Origin of the sequence: Mesorhizobium sp. M1423, from assembly GCF_040317575.1 — a bacterium.
Classification (GTDB): domain Bacteria; phylum Pseudomonadota; class Alphaproteobacteria; order Rhizobiales; family Rhizobiaceae; genus Mesorhizobium.
The window spans coordinates 17431-34546 of sequence record NZ_JAMYKU010000038.1; the positions used below are offsets into that span (position 1 = coordinate 17431).

Here is a 17116-nt window from a genome sequence, read left to right on the forward strand (position 1 = left end):
TCACCTCTCGACGATCGCAAAATGTCGGTTACACGCGTTCATGGCCAACGAGGTGGAAAGGGAGATAACGAGATAGACGGACAGGGTAATCGCCATGACCTGGACGGCCGCGCCGGTCTGATTGAGCACGGTGCCTGCAAAGATCTGAACGAGGTCGGGATAGCCGATGAACACTGCAAGCGACGAGTTCTTGATGAGATTGAGATACTGGCTTGTCAAAGGGGGTATGATGATGCGCAGCGCCTGGGGAACGACGACCAGACGAAGCGTCTTGCCCGGCGCCAGCCCCAGCGCATACGCAGCCTGGGTCTGGCCCATTGCCACTGCCTGGATTCCACCTCGGACGATCTCGGCGATGTATGAACCGGTGTAGACCGACAGACCGATCAGGAGAGCGGCAAACTCCGGATAGAGCTGATGCCCGCCTTGAAAATTGAAACCCCGTAGCTGCGGCGCGACGAACGAGACCGGCTCGCCAGCCGCCAAGAACACGACCAGCGGAAATCCTATCAAGGTCGCCAGACTGACCAGAAGCACCGGCAGCTGCTTGCCCGTCCGTCTCTGGACGCTCCTGGCGCGAAACCAGAATGCAACGCAGCAGGAAATGGCCGCCACGAATGCCAGGCCCACCAGCCCCGCTCCCGGATGCAAATGAATCTCCGGAATGATGAGGCCGCGATTGTTGAGGTAGATGCCGCCGGGAATGGCGATGGACGCCTTCGGGGAGGGCAACGGCTTGAGGACGGCGTTGTACCAGAACAGCAGCTGCAGCAACAACGGGACGTTGCGCACAAGCTCGACATAGGCGGTCGCCACCCTCGAAACGATCCAGTTCGGGGACAGGCGAGCAACGCCAATGACGAAGCCAAGCAAGGTCGCCAACAAGATTGCGAGGACGCTGACGTAGAGGGTGTTGACCACTCCCACCCAGAAGGCCTGACCGTAAGTGGAAAGTGCATCGTACGGTATCAGGGTTTGATTGATGTCGAAGCTAGCAGACTCATTCCAAAAATCGAATGAGAGCGGAATCCCCCGAACCCGCATATTCGATGCGGTCTGCATGCCGATGCCCAGGGCCACGGCCAGCAGGCAGCCAGCAAGCAAGAGCTGGTAGAAGACGCCGCGCACTTTCGTGTCGTGCAGCGAAAGGCTCCTGCGCGGTGGCGCGGGAAGCGACAAATCGGACATGGCCTGTTCCTATCGAGATCCGTGCAAGGCGCTGGTGGCAATGCGCCAGCACCTTGCAACCATGCTTTGCCTAGCGGATCGGCGGAGCGTACTGAACGCCGCCTTTGTTCCAGAGCGCGTTCATGCCACGCTCCATTTTCAGCGGGGAGTCCTTGCCGACATTCCGATCAAACACTTCGCCGTAGTTACCGACCTGTTTGATCACCTCGACCGGCCAGTCGTCGCCGAGCCCGATGTCCTTGCCGATGCTGCCTTCCAGTCCAAGCAGACGGCGGATGCTGGGATTGTCCGACGACTTCATCGCATCAACGTTTTTGGAGGTGACCCCGTATTCTTCGGAGGCCACCATGACGTAAAGCGTCCACTTCGCCACATTGAACCACTGGTCGTCACCCTGCCGCACTGCCGGGCCAAGCGGCTCCTTGGAGATCAGTTCGGGAAGAACGATGCTGTCGTCCGGCTTGGCCATGCGAAGCCGCGATGCGTTCAAGGTAGAGGTGTCCGCCGACAGGACGTCGCAACGCCCCTCCTCGTAAGCCTTCACGACAGCTTCCTCGTCGGCGAAACCAACCGTGGTGTACTTGATCGACTGCGAGCGAAAATAGTCGGCAAGGTTCAACTCGGTCGTGGTGCCCTGGGTGACGCAAATCGATGCGCCCTCGAGCCCCTTGGCTGACGTGATGTTGTCCGCCTTGCGCACCATGAATCCCTGGCCATCATAGAAATACGTGCCTGCAAACAGTATGCCTAGCGACGTATCGCGGGACGATGTCCAAGTTGCGTTATGCGCGAGAATGTCGATCTCTCCCGACTGCAAGGCGGTGAAGCGATCCTTTGGCGTCAATGGGATGAACTTGGCCTTTTGCGCATCCCCAAGCACGGCAGCGGCCACGGCGCGACAATAGTCGACCACAAATCCGGTCCATTTGCCTTCATTGTCGGGAAGACTGAAGCCGGCGGTGGCCGAATTCGTGCCACATGTCAGCACGCCTTTTTTCTTGACATTGTCGAGGGTTGCGGACCACGCCGAGGAGGCGGTGCACGCGATAGCGAGGCCAAGAAGGCCCTTGAACGTTGATCTCATTTCGGAATTCCCCTGTTTTTGTTTGAAAGGAATGTGCTCTCCAGGCTAAGTATTCGTCAAATCGATTGTTCTCATGATGAAAATGAGCGTCGCGCATAATTGCGAAGCACTCCTCGCAGATGAAAAGGCGCTTGAGTGGTAAAACAGACGACAGCGCGCGCGACCTATTTTGCGGCCGACCCCGGTGCTCCGACGGTCGACCCTTGGTGTCTCTTGGTCCGCGACTCGTTGTCGATGCCCACGATGATTTCCCGGAGCCACTTGGTCCCCGGGTCATTCGCCATCTGGCGGTGAACAATAAGCCAGGCATTCACATTCGATATGGGAAGGGGTGGCGGGACCAACGTCACCTCACTCCTCTCCTCCAGCATTTGCAGGATGGCATCACCGCAATGGGTAATCAGTTCAGTGCCGCGAAGCGCCCAGGGCAGCACCAGATAATTCGAGATGGTCGCAACGACTTTGCGACGAAGACCCATCTGTTTGAGGGCGGCATCCGCGAGGCCTTCTGCCAGGCCATCTGCGGAAATCTGGAGGTGAGAACTGGCCAAATACGTTTCCAATGTCATTGCGTTTCTGGCAATCTTGCTTCCACTCCACACCGCGCAAAACAATCGGTCCTGGCCAAGCTCCACCTTCAAGAGACCTGGGTCGTCGCGTATCGCTGCTCCCGTCAGCGCACAGTCGACTTGTCTCAAATAGACCGATGAACCGATTTCAGGTCCGTTTGCGGGAATGACGTTCAGCGTCGCGCCAGGAGCTTGCCTAGAAAATTCTCGAATGAGGCCTGGGATGAAAACCATGGCATGATAATCTGTAAGTCCAACGCGAAAATTACGTCGGGTCGTTGCTGGATTGAATAACTGATGCCGATCGATCGATGCGCGGATCGTTGCAAGCGGGGCAGAAATATCTGACAACAGCTCAACTGCCCGAGGAGTTGGCCGCATCTCGCCCCCATCTCTGGTGAACAATTCGTCCTGCAATAGATACCGAAGCTTCGATAGGGAGTGGCTTACAGCTGATTGTGTTCTGCCTAATTCGATAGCCGCGCGCGTCACGCTCCTTTCACGCATCATCACGTTAAAGACTCGCAATAGATTGAGGTCGATATCGTTATAGTTCATGGAACTACCCTCATCTGCCACAGAGACGGACGCGCTAGGCCGCACTACCACGTTGGATTGCGACGGTGACAGATGGCGCACGAAGAGTGAAGATAGAAGTCCTGCGCCACGCCTTTGACTCTGGCGGTTGAACAGGTGACGGCCAAGGCGGCGGCGCGCAATTTCCCCTCGCTGCGGATATTGCGAAGCTCGGTTTCAACCATATCGAGAGCTTCATCAATGAGTCCGACGGCGAGCGTTGCGAGCGTTTTGCGCTCGATAAAGACATCTGATCGGCACTGCTGGCGAGCAACCGATGCAAGACTGCGAGTTTTGAGCTCCGCCAATAGTTTGTGCTGCTTGGGTCCGCAACGAGGGTCGCCAGCGGAACGTCCGCTTGCTGATGACTTCATCCTAGAAGCTGACCCGTCTGCTCGCGGCCCCAAACTAGCCGCGTACCTTTAGGTCCACACAGGTTCATAGACCCCTTTTTGAAGAGACTCAGCTTGCATTAAAAACTAGTCCTCCTCCTGGATGGGCCGCCTCCGCCTGCGAGTAGGCGAGCGCCATAGCCAGGAGATTCTCGATCCCAACCGGGCCTTTGCCGAGGGCGCCCGCTGCATCATTTCATAACCGGTGAGCGGAAACCGAGAGCGGCAGAAATTCGCTGGGCGGCTTTGGCCACCATTTCACCGAGTTCGCATATGCGTTCTTCTGGTACGCGGTTTTCCGGGGCAGCGATGTTCAGTGCTGCGACTATCTTGCCAGGGGAAGCGAACACAGGCGCGGTGATCGAAATCAGATCGTCATTGATCTCGCCGTGACTGACAAAAAATTTTGACTTGCGAATCTGCTCAAGCCCGGTCCGCAGAAGCTGGGGATCGGTCACGGTTTTCTTGGTGAAGCGCTTCAGGGGGCTGGCAAGAATGGCTTCGCGCTCGTCATCTTCAATATGGGCCAAGAATGCCTTGCTCGAACCTGCATGCAGTGGACGCCGCCGGCCTACAATCGCGTTAACCCGAAGATCCCGCTTCGGTTCCCATTTGGCGACGCAGAGGCTTTCCTGGTCATCGCGGATTCGCAGTTGCGTGGTCTCGCCGATCTCGCGGCCGAGTTCTTCCAACACAGGTGTTGCGATGCGGATCAGGTCCATCTGTTCGCTGGCGGCATGCCCTAGCATCAGTGCGGCGAGGCCGAGGCGATAACCCTTTCCGTCTGTCGAGCGCGCCAGCAAGCCGCGCCGCACCAGTGTCTGCAAAAGCCGGAACGCACGCGCCTTGCTGTCGCCAGAACGCCGCGCGATTTCGGAAACACCAAGGTCTGCCTCGCCCGCGACGGTCTGTAACAGGCTGATGGCGCGATCGACGGAATCCACCGTGTATCGGGTCTCTACTTGAACGGTCATGTCTTCGATCAACCCCCAAAAACATCACATACCCATATAAGCTATCGATTTTGTTTCGTCTAGTGAAACAGCGGTTTATCTGTATTGACAAGAGCAGGGCCTTGTTTTTCAACTGCCTGGTCAATGGAAGGAGGCCGGCACCATTAACGGGTCCAATTTAAGAGGGCACGACGATGGCAAGCGGCGGCAAAAAGAACTCCTCCGGACTGAACTATCCAGAGTGGACACGGAGAAAAACGAGAATGATCAGCCGGACAATTTCACGGCGTGCGCTGATGCGATGGGCGCTCGGCAGTGCCGCTATTTTGCAAAGCACCAGTTGGAGAGGGCTTGCCCACGCGGCTGCAAGCGGCCAGTTGCGGATCGGCATGGCCGCTCCGCCGACGACCTTGGATCCGCATCTGAAGAGCAATGCTCCGAACAATGCGCTTGCCACACATATTTACGATACGCTCGTCACAAACGACGAAAAATCAGTCTCCAGACCGGGGCTTGCGACGGCCTGGCGCGTGATCGACGACACCCATTGGGAATTCGAACTCCGGCCTGACGTGCGCTTCAGCGACGGCGAACCGCTGACGGTGGACGACATCACTGTCTCCTTTGACCGAGCCAACACGATCGAAAGCACGGCCTCCTTCCGGACCTATACGCGCAATATCAAGTCAATCACCTCACCTCAAGCCGGCAAGCTTGTCATCGAGACGAAGCAGCCGGAGCCCCTGCTGTCCAATTCGCTCAGCCGCATTCGCATCATCCGCGCTAAGTTCAAGGATGCGACGAGCGACCAGTTCAACAACGGCACCGCCTCGATCGGCACGGGTCCCTATGTGCTGAAGGAATATGTTCCCGGTAACCGTGTCGCACTCTCCGCCAATCCTAACTACTGGGGCGCGAAGCCTGCTCTGCCAGAGGTCGAGCTTCGCATCGTCACCGATGCCGGCGCGCGGCTTGCGAACCTGCTTGCCGGCGACCTCGATCTTGTTGAGCAGGTGCCCTATGAAGGCATTGCGCGCGTCGAAAAGGACGAGCGGTTTCATGTCGTCCGTGGTGTCTCGAGCCGGGTCGTCTTCTTCTCGTTGGACACGTTCAGGGACGTGTCGCCCTTCATCACCGACAAGGACGGCAAGCCACTCGACCGCAACCCGCTGAAGGATCTGCGCGTGCGACGCGCGCTGTCCATGGCCATCGATCGTAAAGCCATCGTTGAACGCCTGATGCAGGGCAATGCTGTCGTTGCCTCGCAATTCCTGCCGGTCGGCGCGCCGGGCACTTCAGCTGCTATCAAGCCCATTCCGTTCGATGCCCAGAATGCCAAGGCGTTGCTCGCCGAGGCCGGTTATCCAGATGGATTCGGCTTGACGATCCACGGACCCAACGACCGCATCGTCAACGACTCCAAGATCGTGCAGGTGGTGGCCCAGATGCTCACCCGCATCGGCTTGAAGGTCAGCGTCGACGTCATGCCCTGGTCGGTTTATGCCGACAAAGCGGATGCGCATACGTTCAGCTTCAATCTGGATTCTTGGGGCGTAAACACAGGCGAGACTTCGAACCCGCTGACGGCGCTGATCGCGACGCAGAATTCCGACGCTGGTCTGGGCATCGCCAATTCGGGCCGCTACTCCAATCCCGACGTCGATGCCAAGCTCGCCGTGGCCAAGCGGACGCTCGATGATGCCAAGCGCGAAAAGATGCTGTCGGAAATCAGCGACATTGTCTTCAACGATGTCGCCCTGATCCCGATGCACCACGAGGTTCTCGTGGTGGCTGCCCGCAAGGATATTCAGTTCACGACGCGGGCCGATCAGTACACGCTGGCCATGAACGCCAAGACTGCCTGAGGAGTTGTCGACTTGACGAGCACTACCACTGGGTTCGTTGCGGATCCCGGTCGCGCTATCTATGATCTTGGCGCGACCGCAATCTTTGCTTCCAAATCAGATCCGCGCTTTCACTATTGCCTCTATGTACCGCGCTCGGTCGGAGACGGCGCCAAGGTCGATCTGCTGGTTGCCATGCACGGCACTGGCCGAACCTCCTTCCTGGACTTCCGAGACGGTTTCGCCGAGTTCGGGCGCTGGAATGACTGCGCCATTTTGTGCCCGGTGTTTCCAATGGGCGTTCTGGGCGATGGTGCCCGCAGCGGTTACAAATACATGCTGGAAGGCGACATCCGTTACGATCAAGCGCTGCTCGCCATCGTCGAGGAAGTCAGTGCCAAATACCGTCAGGACTGGAGCCATTTCGCCATGTTCGGCTTTTCCGGCGGCGGGCATTTCACGCATCGTTTCGCCATTCTGCATCCGGATCGGCTGTGGGCGGCTTCGATCGGCGCGCCCGGCTCGGTGACCCTGCTCGACCCGACCCGGGACTGGTGGGTAGGCATTCGCGATCTTCCAGAGAAGTTCGGTATCACCTTCAACGCCGCGGTACTGGCCAAGGTGCCTGTCCAGATGATTGTCGGCGACGCTGATCTGGAGACTTGGGAAATCACGCATCTTGAAGGCGGGACCCACTGGCTGCCTGGAGCCAACGATGCCGGCCGCACGAGGCCGGAACGCCTCAGGGCATTGTGTCAATCGTTCGAGCAAGTGGGCGTGCGCGTCCGCTTCGATTTGCTGCCGGGGGTCTCCCACGACCGATTGGAGGTTCTTGATCCCGTCCAGGATTTCCTCGCAGAAGAACTCAAGCAACGACGGAACGCGTCGTGATGAATGCAATGATCGTTGCGCCACAGCCCGAAGCGGTGGAGGCAGGCGCCCTCGTGCTCAAGCGCGGCGGCAACGCCGTCGATGCGGCGATTGCCTGCGCTTTCTTGCAGGGCGTCGTGGATCCACAAATGTCCGGCCTTGGGGGCTTTGGCTCTATGCAGGTCTATATGCCACGGCGCGGCGTGCACGAGGTGCTCGAGTTCTATGCAAGGGCGCCGCTCAAGGCCTCCCCGGATATGTGGAGCGAACTGCTGGTCGGCCAATCGCGCGACGGTTTCGCTTTTCTGCTGGAAGGCGGCATCAGCGAGGTCGGCTATCTCGCCGTCTGCACCCCCGGCAGCGTCAAGGGTTACGCCGAGGCGCTGGCGAGATACGGCACCTTCGATTGGGCCGACGTCATCGCACCCGCGGCCGGGCAGGCGAGGCGAGGTTTCATGGTACGTCCGCATGTCCATTGGTATTGGGCGCAGGACGGAGTCGATACCGGTGAAGTGCGGACCCTCGACAAGCTCGGTTTCAGCAAGACCGGACGCGCCATCTATTTCCGCGCCGACGGCACGGTGAAGCTGCCGGGCGACATAGTCGTCAACGCCGACCTCGCGCATACGTTGGAGCGCATCGCTGCAGCTGGCCCTGATATCTTCTACAAGGGCGAGATCGCCGACGAAATCGCGGCCGACATGGCCGCGAATGGAGGCCTGATCGAGAAAGACGACCTGGCCAACTATCAGCTCTCTACCGCCGAGCCACTCTGGGGGGAGTATCGCGGCTACGATATCGCGACCAGCCCACCGCCCGCCAGCGGCATATCCATGCTGCAACTGCTCCATACCCTTGAGCATTTTGACATCGGTGCCCTGGGCCACGGCAGCACCGAGCATGTCATCGTACTGGCAGAGGCGATGAAACGCATGACCATCGACAAAGATCGACACCTCGGCGATCCAGCCTATGTCGATGTGCCGGTCGGGCGTCTTTTGTCCCGGGAGTATTGCGGTCAAATGGCCGACGAGATCAAGGCTGGGGTTCGGGCCGAAGTCCAGCGAGTGGACGACCGATCGCCGCGCGAGACGACGCATATCTCGGTGATCGACCGGGAAGGCAATGCCGTCGCCTTGACCCACACGCTGGGCAGTCCGTCGGGAGCGATCACCGACGGCTTGGGTTTCATGTATAACGGAACGATGAGTCGCTTCGATCCGAGGCCGGGCAGGGCAGGATCGCTGGCCCCTGGCAAACGGCGAGCCAGCTCAGCGGCACCCACCATTGTCTTCAAGGATGACCGGCCGGTAATTGTGATGGGAGCGCCGGGCGGCAGCTATATCGCGCCATCCATGGCCCAGGGCCTGATGAACATCATTGATTTCGGCATGAGCATGCCGGAAGCGGTGGCCGCCCCGCGGATCGTGGCGGTGTCGAACACGATCGACGTCTCCAACCGCATTCCGCGCTATGTCACCGACGAAATCGAGGGCAAGGGCTACGAGGTGAAGCGCTCGTGGCAGAGCTACGCTTTTGCCGCTCTTCACGGAATCCAGATCGAGGACGGAGTTTGTCGTGGCGGCGCCGATCCGCAACGCGACGGCATGGCTATCGCGGTGCCGGCGTGACGGGTCTTGCGCACACGACCGGCGATACTTCCGGGCAAGCGGGCTGGGGAAGGACGTCATGACCGCTGCCATTGTGCGTCGTCTGTTTCAGGCCGCAATGGTCATGTTTGCCATGACCGTCATCGTCTTCATCGCGGTCAACGTCATTGGCGATCCGGTCGACATTCTGATCTCGCCCGATGCGGACCAGATCGAGCGTGCGCGCGTCGTCCAGGCACTTGGACTCGATTTGCCGCTTTGGCAGCAATATCTCCGCTTCCTTCAGGCGGCGCTGCATGGCGATCTCGGCCAGAGCTACGTTTACAATGAGCCGGCGCTCGGGGTGATCCTCCAGCGCCTGCCGGCAACGCTCGAACTGGCCGTCTCAGCGATTCTCATTGCTATCGTCGTGGGCGTGCCGCTCGGCCTCTATGCCGGGCTGCGGCCAGATGGCATCGTCAGTCGCATCATCATGACTGTCAGCATTCTTGGTTTCTCGCTGCCGACGTTCTGGGTCGGTCTGGTGCTGATCATGCTTTTCGGCGTGCAACTCGGATGGCTGCCGAGCGGCGGACGCGGGCAGACTGCCGAATTGTTCGGCGTCCAATGGGCATTCCTGACCAAAGACGGCCTTGCCCACCTGATCCTGCCGTCGTTCAATCTCGCTCTGTTCGATGCCTGCCTCATTCTACGCCTGACACGCGCCGGTGTCGCCGAAGTCCTGCCGCTCGACTACATCAAATTCGCCCGGGCCAAGGGACTCAAGGAGACGCGGGTCATCGGCGTCCATGTCTCAAAGAACATCATGATCCCGGTGGTGACCATCGTCGGCCTGGAGTTCGGTTCGATCGTCGCCTTCTCGGTCGTCACCGAAAGCGTCTTCAGTTGGCCAGGCATGGGCAAGCTGATCATCGACAGCATCAACGTGCTCGATCGTCCGATCATCACTGCCTACCTGATGGCGATCGTCGCCTTCTTCGTCATCATCAATCTCGTCGTCGACCTCACTTACACCGCACTCGACCCTCGGGTGCGGCTCCAGGGCGAGGGATCGTAACATGAGTGTCGACACCTTGCCGCCGCAACTGCCGACCGACGCTGAAAGAGGTGAGGAGCCCCCGTTCCGGATACTTATGCGGGCGTTCTTCCGTTCGCCCGTGGCCGTCGCCGGTCTGGTGTTGCTGGCGGCGATCGTTCTGCTGGCGCTGCTCGCACCGTTTATCGCGCCGCAAAATCCATATGACCTCAATCAACTGGATATCATGGATAGCCGACTGCCTCCCGGCTCGCAGTCGATGGCCGGCATGACCTATTGGCTCGGCACCGATGACCAAGGCCGCGATATGCTTTCCGGCATCATCTACGGCTTGCGCATATCCCTTGGTGTCGGCGTCAGTTCAGCGCTCTTCGCGGCGCTGTTCGGCGCATCGCTCGGTCTGCTCGCCGCCTACATAGGCGGCCGCACCGAGACAGCGATCATGCGCATCGTCGACCTGCAACTCTCCTTCCCGTCCATTCTCGTCGCGTTGATGATCCTTGCCTTTCTCGGGAAGGGCATACTCAATGTCGTACTCGCCCTGGTGATCGTCGAATGGGCGACCTACGCCCGTGCAGCGCGCGGCACCGCATTGACGGAACGCCGCAAGGAATACATGGAAGCCGCAGAATCGCTTGCCATTCCGCGATGGCGTATTCTGTTCGTCCATCTGCTGCCGAACTGCTTGCCGCCGCTGATCGTGATCGCGACGGTGCAGGTGGCGCGCGCCATTTCCCTGGAGGCGACCTTGTCCTTTCTGGGCCTTGGCGTGCCGATCACCGAGCCCAGCCTTGGCCTGCTGGTCGCCAACGGCTACCAATACATGCTCTCCGGCATGACCTGGATCAGCTTCTACCCTGGGGTTGCGCTGCTGATTACCGTGGTTGCGATCAACCTCGTCGGCGACCGGCTCCGCGACGTGCTCAATCCGCGGGGGCGCGAATGAATGCGGCTGTGCTCGAAGTCCGCGATCTGCGGACCCATTTCGGAGCGGCAAAGGCCGTTGACGGCGTCTCGTTCAGTGTCGCGCGCGGCGAGGTTCTGGGTCTCGTTGGTGAAAGCGGGTCCGGAAAATCGGTCACCGGCTTCTCCATCATCGGCTTAGTCGATCCGCCAGGGACGATCGTCGGCGGCCAGATAGTGTTTGACGGCCGCGACATCACCCACTCCAGCCGCGAGGAGATGCGAGCGCTGCGCGGCCGCCGCATGGCCATGATCTTCCAGGATCCGATGATGACGCTGAACCCGGTCCTGCGCATCGATACGCAGATGATTGAGGCGGTACAGGCGCACGAAAACGTCTCGCGAGCGGACGCCAGGGCGCGGGCGCGCGATGCGCTGGGTATGGTCGGGATTCCGAGCCCGGACGAACGGCTTCGGGCCTATCCCCATCAGTTTTCCGGCGGCATGCGCCAGCGCGTCGTCATCGCTATCGCGCTGCTGCACCGGCCAGACTTCATCATTGCCGATGAGCCAACCACCGCACTCGACGTGACGATCCAGGCGCAGATCCTCGCCGAGATGCAAGAGCTCGTGGCGCAGAACAACACGTCGCTGATCTGGATCACCCATGATTTGGCCGTCGTCTCGCGTCTCGCCGACAGGATCGCTGTAATGTATGCGGGTCGTATCGTCGAATCCGGGTCGGTGTCGGACGTTCTCGGCAGTCCGTGGCATCCCTATACTGCTGGGTTGATCGGCTCCGTTCCTAGCCGTAACCGGCGTGGCGAGCGGCTGCATCAGATCCCCGGAATGACGCCCAATGTTGCGCGGCTACCGACAGGGTGCGCTTTCGCCCCGCGTTGCGCGCGCGCCGATGCCATGTGTGCCCAGGCGGTACCGCTGTTCACCGCGGGGATGCGCGAGCATCGCTGCGTCCATCCTTTGCCGGAATTCCGCAAATGACCTTCTCCACACCCCTTGCAGCAAGTGTTCAAGGCGACGGCTTGGCGGGCTCTGCCGAGGCGGCGCCGCTGATCGAGTTGAACGACATCTCCCACAGCTTCGGCACACGACCGGATTTCGCCGCCCGGCTGGCGATCTCGCTCAAACTTGGCAAACCAGCGGCAAGGGTGCAGGCGGTCGACGGCGTCAGCCTCGCCGTTCGCAGGGGCGAGGTTCTGGGCCTTGTCGGCGAGTCGGGATGCGGCAAGTCCACGCTTGGGCGGATCGTCGCCGGCATCGTGTCGCCGACCAGTGGATCGGTATCGTGGCGCGGCAAGGATTTGAAGACGCTGTCGTCGTCCGCGCGGCGCGAGGCCAAGCTGCGCGTGCAGATGATCTTCCAAAACCCTTATGCCTCGCTCAATCCCCGCCGGAAAGCTGCCGATATTGTCGGCGAGGCACCACGCGTTCATGGTCTGGTGGAGGGCGGTCTCGGCGTCTTTGTGGATGAACAGTTTCGACGTGCGGGCCTGGATCCGGCGCTGAAGCATCGCTTTCCGCATCAGTTCAGCGGCGGTCAGCGCCAGCGTATCGGCATTGCGCGCGCATTGGCCGTGCAGCCGGAGTTTCTGGTTTGCGATGAGGCCGTGGCAGCCCTGGATGTTTCCATCCAGGCGCAGATCCTGAATCTCTTCATGGATCTGCGCGAGAGACTTAACTTGACCTATCTGTTCATCAGCCATGACCTCGGAGTTGTCGAGCACATTTCCGACCGTGTGGCGATTATGTATCTCGGCCGCATCGTCGAAGAGGCTCCGGCCGAGGAGATATTCGCGCGGGCCAACCATCCCTATACGCAGGCGCTTCTCGCCGAGGTGCCACGCCTCGAGACCACCAAACGCAGCTTCGCTGCAATCAAGGGTGAATTGCCCAGCCCGCTTTCGCCGCCGAACGGATGTCACTTCCACCCGCGATGTCCGCACACGATGCCTCGCTGCCGGATCGAGGTACCTAGGATGAAGTTGGTTGCGGCCGGACACAAGAGCGCCTGCCATCTCAACGACGCCGCCTCTTGAACGCCTGGGAATTATACAAGTGACTGACCGCCAGGCATTCCAGCCGGTGACTGATGAAATGGCGCTTTGTCGTGACGTCATGGTGACGATGCGCGACGGGGTCAGGCTCGCGACAGACATCTACCGACCCGCGAGGGAAGGCCGCGCGCTGGACCGGCCTGCGCCCGTCATCATCGAACGAACGCCTTACGGCAAGGCGATGACGTCGCGCGCTGAGCTCGAAGTCGGTATGAGCGAGCCGATGGAGCGCGCGACCGTCGCCGAGCATTTTGTGCGTCATGGTTATGTCGTCGTTTATCAGGACTGCCGAGGCCGCTACAGCTCCGAAGGCAACTTCGTCAAATATCTCTCCGAAGGACCGGACGGCTATGACACGCTTGCGTGGACAGCGGCTCAGCCATGGTGCAATGGTCGGATCGGCACCATGGGCCTTTCCTATGCCGCCCACACCCAAATGGCGGCGGCGTGCCTCGCGCCGCCGGCACTTGCGACGATGATCCTCGATTCCGGCGGGTTCTCGAACGCTTTCACCTGCGGCATCCGCCAGGGCGGCGCGTTCGAGCTGAAACAGGCGACTTGGGCCTACCGGGAAGCCCGGGAGAGAGCCATCGCCGCCGGTGATGAGTTAGCCCGAAAGGCGATCGAGGCCGAGAACCTGCATCGCTGGTTCAGCAAAATGCCTTGGTCGGAGGGGCGATCGCCGCTTCGCTGGGCGCCGGAATACGAGGCTTATCTCCTCGAACAGTGGCGCCACGAAAGCTTTGACGCGTTCTGGCAACAGGTCGGCATTCATGCGGCCGGCTTTTACGACGCGATACCCAATATTCCGATCGCCCTGATTTCGAGCTGGTTCGATGTCTATGTCCCGACAACCTTCGAAAACCTGGCTGGCCTTGCCCGCAAGGGCAAACGGCCGCTCGCCTTGGTCATGGGCGCGGGCTTGCACGGCGACCGCAACCTGACCTTTGCCGGCGACATAGATTTCGGGCCGAACGCTCCGCTCGGCGGCAATGTGAGCGCAAGCTGGCTCGAGTTTCGCCGCCGCTGGTTCGACCGCTGGTTGAAGGGCGGGCCGGGGGACGATCTCGACAACGAGCCGATCCGCCTTTTTGTCATGGGCGGAGGCACTGGTACGAAAAACGCCGAGGGCCGTCTCGATCACGGCGGGCGCTGGATCAGGGCTCAAGAATGGCCGCTGCCCGATGTGGAGGAGCTAAGCTACTACTTGCATCGCGAGGGCAGGCTCTCGAAGTCCCTTCCTGCGCCCGACGACCCGCCGCTGAGCTATGATTTCGATCCCGCCGATCCAGTCCCGACCATAGGCGGCGCGCTGACAAGCGGCCAACCGATCTTCGCTGGCGGCGGCTTCGACCAGAGGGAGGACGAGAGGTTCTTCGGCTGCCGAAATTTCGGCCTGCCGCTTTCTGCCCGCCTCGACGTCCTTTCGTTCGAGACAGAGCCGCTGGTCAACGATCTGACAGTGCTTGGCAAGGTGGCAGTGGAGCTCTGGGCGGCGACCGATGCGCCTGACACCGATTTTACGGCGAAGCTGATCGACGTTCATCCACCGAGCGCGGACTATCCGACGGGCTTTGCCTTGAATCTGACCGACGGGATTTTCCGATGCCGGTTCCGGCATTCATTCGAAAGAGCCGAGCTGGTGAGGCCAGGTGAGATCATGCGGCTTCGCATCGAGCTGTTTGCAACCGCCAATCTGTTTCGTGCCGGCCACCGGCTGCGGCTGGACATATCCTCGAGCAATTTTCCAAAGTTCGACGTCAATCCGAATACCGGTGAACCAGCTGGCTTCGGTCGTAGCCGTCAGGCGGCGCGCAATACGGTTTTTCTCGATGAGATGCGACCCTCGCGGTTGATCATGGATAAGATTGATACCAACTAATGGCGCGCGTTTGGGCGCGACCGCCACTGTCGAACCTTCGACCGGACACGTCCTTGACCGGATCGCATCTGATCATGAAATTTTGCCGGGCGGCGCGGATGTTGTCTTCGAATGCGGTCCTCCAGGGAACCGTGGGGGCGGGCCGTTTTTGACGAGCCGTGACGTGGATTTGGTAGGCGGCTGATGGTCAGCCCTTCTGCGATCCATCCGAGTGCATCCCTGCTGGGGCTTTCCTGATGAACCGCCCTAGCCAATTCGATTGAGCGGGATACGGTCATGCAACACTGGGGATCGAAGCTGGCGGAGCGATCACTCCGGCAAGTGGTCCTATCGCACCAAGACCCCGCTACACAGAACCACCTCACAACTTCGGAGGCGGCGCGGGTTTCAGCGTCTTCCCTGCCGCTTTTGGCAAGACCGGCGTTGATAGCTGCCTATCGCGAGGCCGACCGACATTGGCGGATTTGATTGCCGTCTGGCGGCGACTTCATGTCGCCGATTGCGCGCAGATGAAAATCCGTATGGAGGAGACGACCTTCGCGAACGGGGACAAACAAGGTGCCACTTACCCGATGGTGACCTTGGCCCCAAATCCCAGCTTGACTACAGTTAGCAGCATGCTGAACGCCATTCACCTTGCCGCCGCGAGGGCTAAGGCGTGCGATGTAGAGTTGGAACTGACCGGCCCCAACGTAGGCACGTTAAACAAATCCGCTCTCGCCTACCTCCGACCGGATGATGTTCTTGTAGTTTGGAAACTCGATCGTCTTGGGCGCTCCCTCGTCGAGATGATGCGCACAATTGATACGCTTCGACGGCAGGAGATTAAGTTTCTCAGCCTCACCGAGCATTTCGATTGCGAAACGGCACATGGACGTTTCGCCTTGCAGATGCATGGCGCAATGGCTGAATACTACCTTGATTTGAACCGCGAACGAACGATCGAAGGACTTAGATCAGCATTGGCACGCGGTCGCAAAGGTGGGCGAAGGAAGAAGCTTGGTGCAGGAGATATTGAGGCCGCCGGCGCCATGCTAAAGGCAGGTACGATTCCCGTCGCCGACGTTGCCAAAACGAATGGGCGTGTCACGAACTACATTCTATTCCTACTTCCCGTCCGCACGATCAAGACAGCAGTAGCGGATCGTGTCGATGGCCCGCTTCCAGGGTCCGCCGTCGTTCTCTCGGCGGTTCTACGGGCACTTAGTTTCTGTCAGGCCAAAGAGGGGCCACTTTCAGCCCCCTCGTTCGAAAGTTGGCTTCCAATCGCGATTGCGCTGCCCGCTGCTGGCCTTCGTAGTCAGGAATGATTGTGAAGAAGCATGGCGATGGACCGGCTGACGATCAGTATTCGAAGCAACGGCGGAAAGCGCCATGACGGGTTTGAGATGGATGGACTGTTTAAGGGTTCTCAGCAACCTTCCGCCCTCAGGGATCGCACCATTCGCACCACAATCGGATCGTACGGGATTTTTTCATCGCTGCTGTAATTTATGACAAAGAGCGCGGCACGGTCGTTGCAGACCGCAATGGCGCGGACATATCGGATCTGTTCGTTCTTAATACCCGAGTAGCTGGCCCATCTCGGCGTGACGCGCCTATAGGTCAGTTTCCAGCCCTCCTTTTCATCCTCGACCATGCGGTGCTCGATCTCGGCGCGAAAACTGTGCTTGCCGAGCCTTGCGCCCCACACGGTAAGAAGGGCATCGTTTTCACCCCGAAATTCCGCGCCCTGGTCCGAACGCTGCGTCAGGACAAAGCCAGGGGGAACTTCGAATATGAAGCCAAACTGCCTGAAGCCGAAAAGCTGCCACGCTTGCGCTTGGAGAAGCGTGCAGCAAAATAGAATCGAAACGAGGCTCAACAGAAAACGTGCCATTGGCATTAAATTAGCGTCGCGTCATATACTGTCCAGACGGACACAATTGGCGACAAAGAAAAAGTAGCAGACGACCTGCCGCTGATTTCAGCCTCGTGCGCGAAAGAAGCGGCCCGCTGCCGGAAGCAGCGAGCCGCACGAATTGGACGGAAGACGGAGGGACCGGCCAGGGCACCAACGCAAGCATGCTCTGCTGGAGAAGGTTGGATTTCGGTTACTCTCCCTCCGCCAACGCACCCTGCCCCAACTTTCTCT

General features: G+C 59.8%; 14 protein-coding genes and 1 pseudogene. 9 read left to right on the plus strand and 6 right to left on the minus strand.

The features are described from left to right. The 5 genes from NKG95_RS30845 to NKG95_RS30865 form a co-directional block, all read right to left on the minus strand. Positions 1 to 1188 carry an amino acid ABC transporter permease gene (locus tag NKG95_RS30845; RefSeq protein ID WP_353043346.1) on the minus strand — a complete coding sequence of 396 codons (1188 nt, stop codon included), beginning with the start codon at positions 1186 to 1188 and terminating at the stop codon, positions 1 to 3. 70 nt (positions 1189 to 1258) lie between these two features. Beyond that, entirely contained in the window at positions 1259 to 2272 is a 1014-nt protein-coding gene (locus NKG95_RS30850; protein ID WP_353043347.1) for an amino acid ABC transporter substrate-binding protein, read from the minus strand. A 164-nt stretch (positions 2273 to 2436) separates the two neighbouring features. Beyond that, positions 2437 to 3399, minus strand: a complete 963-nt coding sequence (locus tag NKG95_RS30855) for a LysR family transcriptional regulator (RefSeq protein ID WP_353043348.1) — start codon at positions 3397 to 3399, stop codon at positions 2437 to 2439. Between the two features lie 44 nt (positions 3400 to 3443). After that, positions 3444 to 3725: a hypothetical protein gene (locus tag NKG95_RS30860; protein WP_353043349.1), complete on the minus strand. Its 282-nt coding sequence runs from the start codon at positions 3723 to 3725 to the stop codon at positions 3444 to 3446. A gap of 275 nt (positions 3726 to 4000) precedes the next feature. Continuing rightward, positions 4001 to 4783 carry an IclR family transcriptional regulator gene (locus tag NKG95_RS30865; RefSeq protein WP_353043350.1) on the minus strand — a complete coding sequence of 261 codons (783 nt, stop codon included), beginning with the start codon at positions 4781 to 4783 and terminating at the stop codon, positions 4001 to 4003. Positions 4784 to 5025: 242 nt separating this feature from the next. Here NKG95_RS30865 and NKG95_RS30870 point away from each other — a divergent pair, with 242 nt between their 5' ends. The 9 genes and pseudogenes from NKG95_RS30870 (at position 5026) to NKG95_RS30910 (ending at position 16122) form a co-directional block, all read left to right on the plus strand. Continuing rightward, the gene (locus tag NKG95_RS30870; RefSeq protein ID WP_353043351.1) at positions 5026 to 6627 is read left to right on the plus strand and encodes an ABC transporter substrate-binding protein; all 1602 of its coding nucleotides are present in this window, start codon (positions 5026 to 5028) and stop codon (positions 6625 to 6627) included. A gap of 12 nt (positions 6628 to 6639) precedes the next feature. Next, positions 6640 to 7497 (plus strand): alpha/beta hydrolase, encoded by an 858-nt coding sequence (locus NKG95_RS30875; protein WP_353043352.1) that lies wholly within the window; start codon positions 6640 to 6642, stop codon positions 7495 to 7497. Beyond that, entirely contained in the window at positions 7494 to 9107 is a 1614-nt protein-coding gene (gene ggt, locus NKG95_RS30880) for a gamma-glutamyltransferase (protein ID WP_031195105.1), read from the plus strand. The genes NKG95_RS30875 and ggt overlap by 4 nt, the downstream gene beginning before the upstream one ends. A 58-nt stretch (positions 9108 to 9165) precedes the next feature. Further along, the gene (locus NKG95_RS30885; protein ID WP_352483463.1) at positions 9166 to 10143 is read left to right on the plus strand and encodes an ABC transporter permease; all 978 of its coding nucleotides are present in this window, start codon (positions 9166 to 9168) and stop codon (positions 10141 to 10143) included. Between the two features lies 1 nt (position 10144). Then, positions 10145 to 11068, plus strand: a complete 924-nt coding sequence (locus tag NKG95_RS30890; protein ID WP_084643072.1) for an ABC transporter permease — start codon at positions 10145 to 10147, stop codon at positions 11066 to 11068. Then, the gene (locus NKG95_RS30895) at positions 11065 to 12027 is read left to right on the plus strand and encodes an ABC transporter ATP-binding protein (protein WP_023722414.1); all 963 of its coding nucleotides are present in this window, start codon (positions 11065 to 11067) and stop codon (positions 12025 to 12027) included. The genes NKG95_RS30890 and NKG95_RS30895 overlap by 4 nt, the downstream gene beginning before the upstream one ends. Continuing rightward, entirely contained in the window at positions 12024 to 13082 is a 1059-nt protein-coding gene (locus tag NKG95_RS30900) for an ABC transporter ATP-binding protein (protein WP_352483462.1), read from the plus strand. Before NKG95_RS30895 ends, NKG95_RS30900 begins: the two co-directional genes overlap by 4 nt. 19 nt (positions 13083 to 13101) lie before the next feature. Beyond that, entirely contained in the window at positions 13102 to 14982 is a 1881-nt protein-coding gene (locus tag NKG95_RS30905; protein ID WP_353043353.1) for a CocE/NonD family hydrolase, read from the plus strand. 572 nt (positions 14983 to 15554) lie between these two features. Further along, positions 15555 to 16122, plus strand: a pseudogene (locus NKG95_RS30910) (recombinase family protein). A 271-nt stretch (positions 16123 to 16393) separates the two neighbouring features. On the opposite strand, the gene NKG95_RS30915 reads toward NKG95_RS30910, so the two are convergent. Next, positions 16394 to 16861, minus strand: coding sequence for a hypothetical protein (locus NKG95_RS30915; protein ID WP_031195114.1), 468 nt, complete (start codon positions 16859 to 16861; stop codon positions 16394 to 16396). Positions 16862 to 17116: the final 255 nt, after the last annotated feature.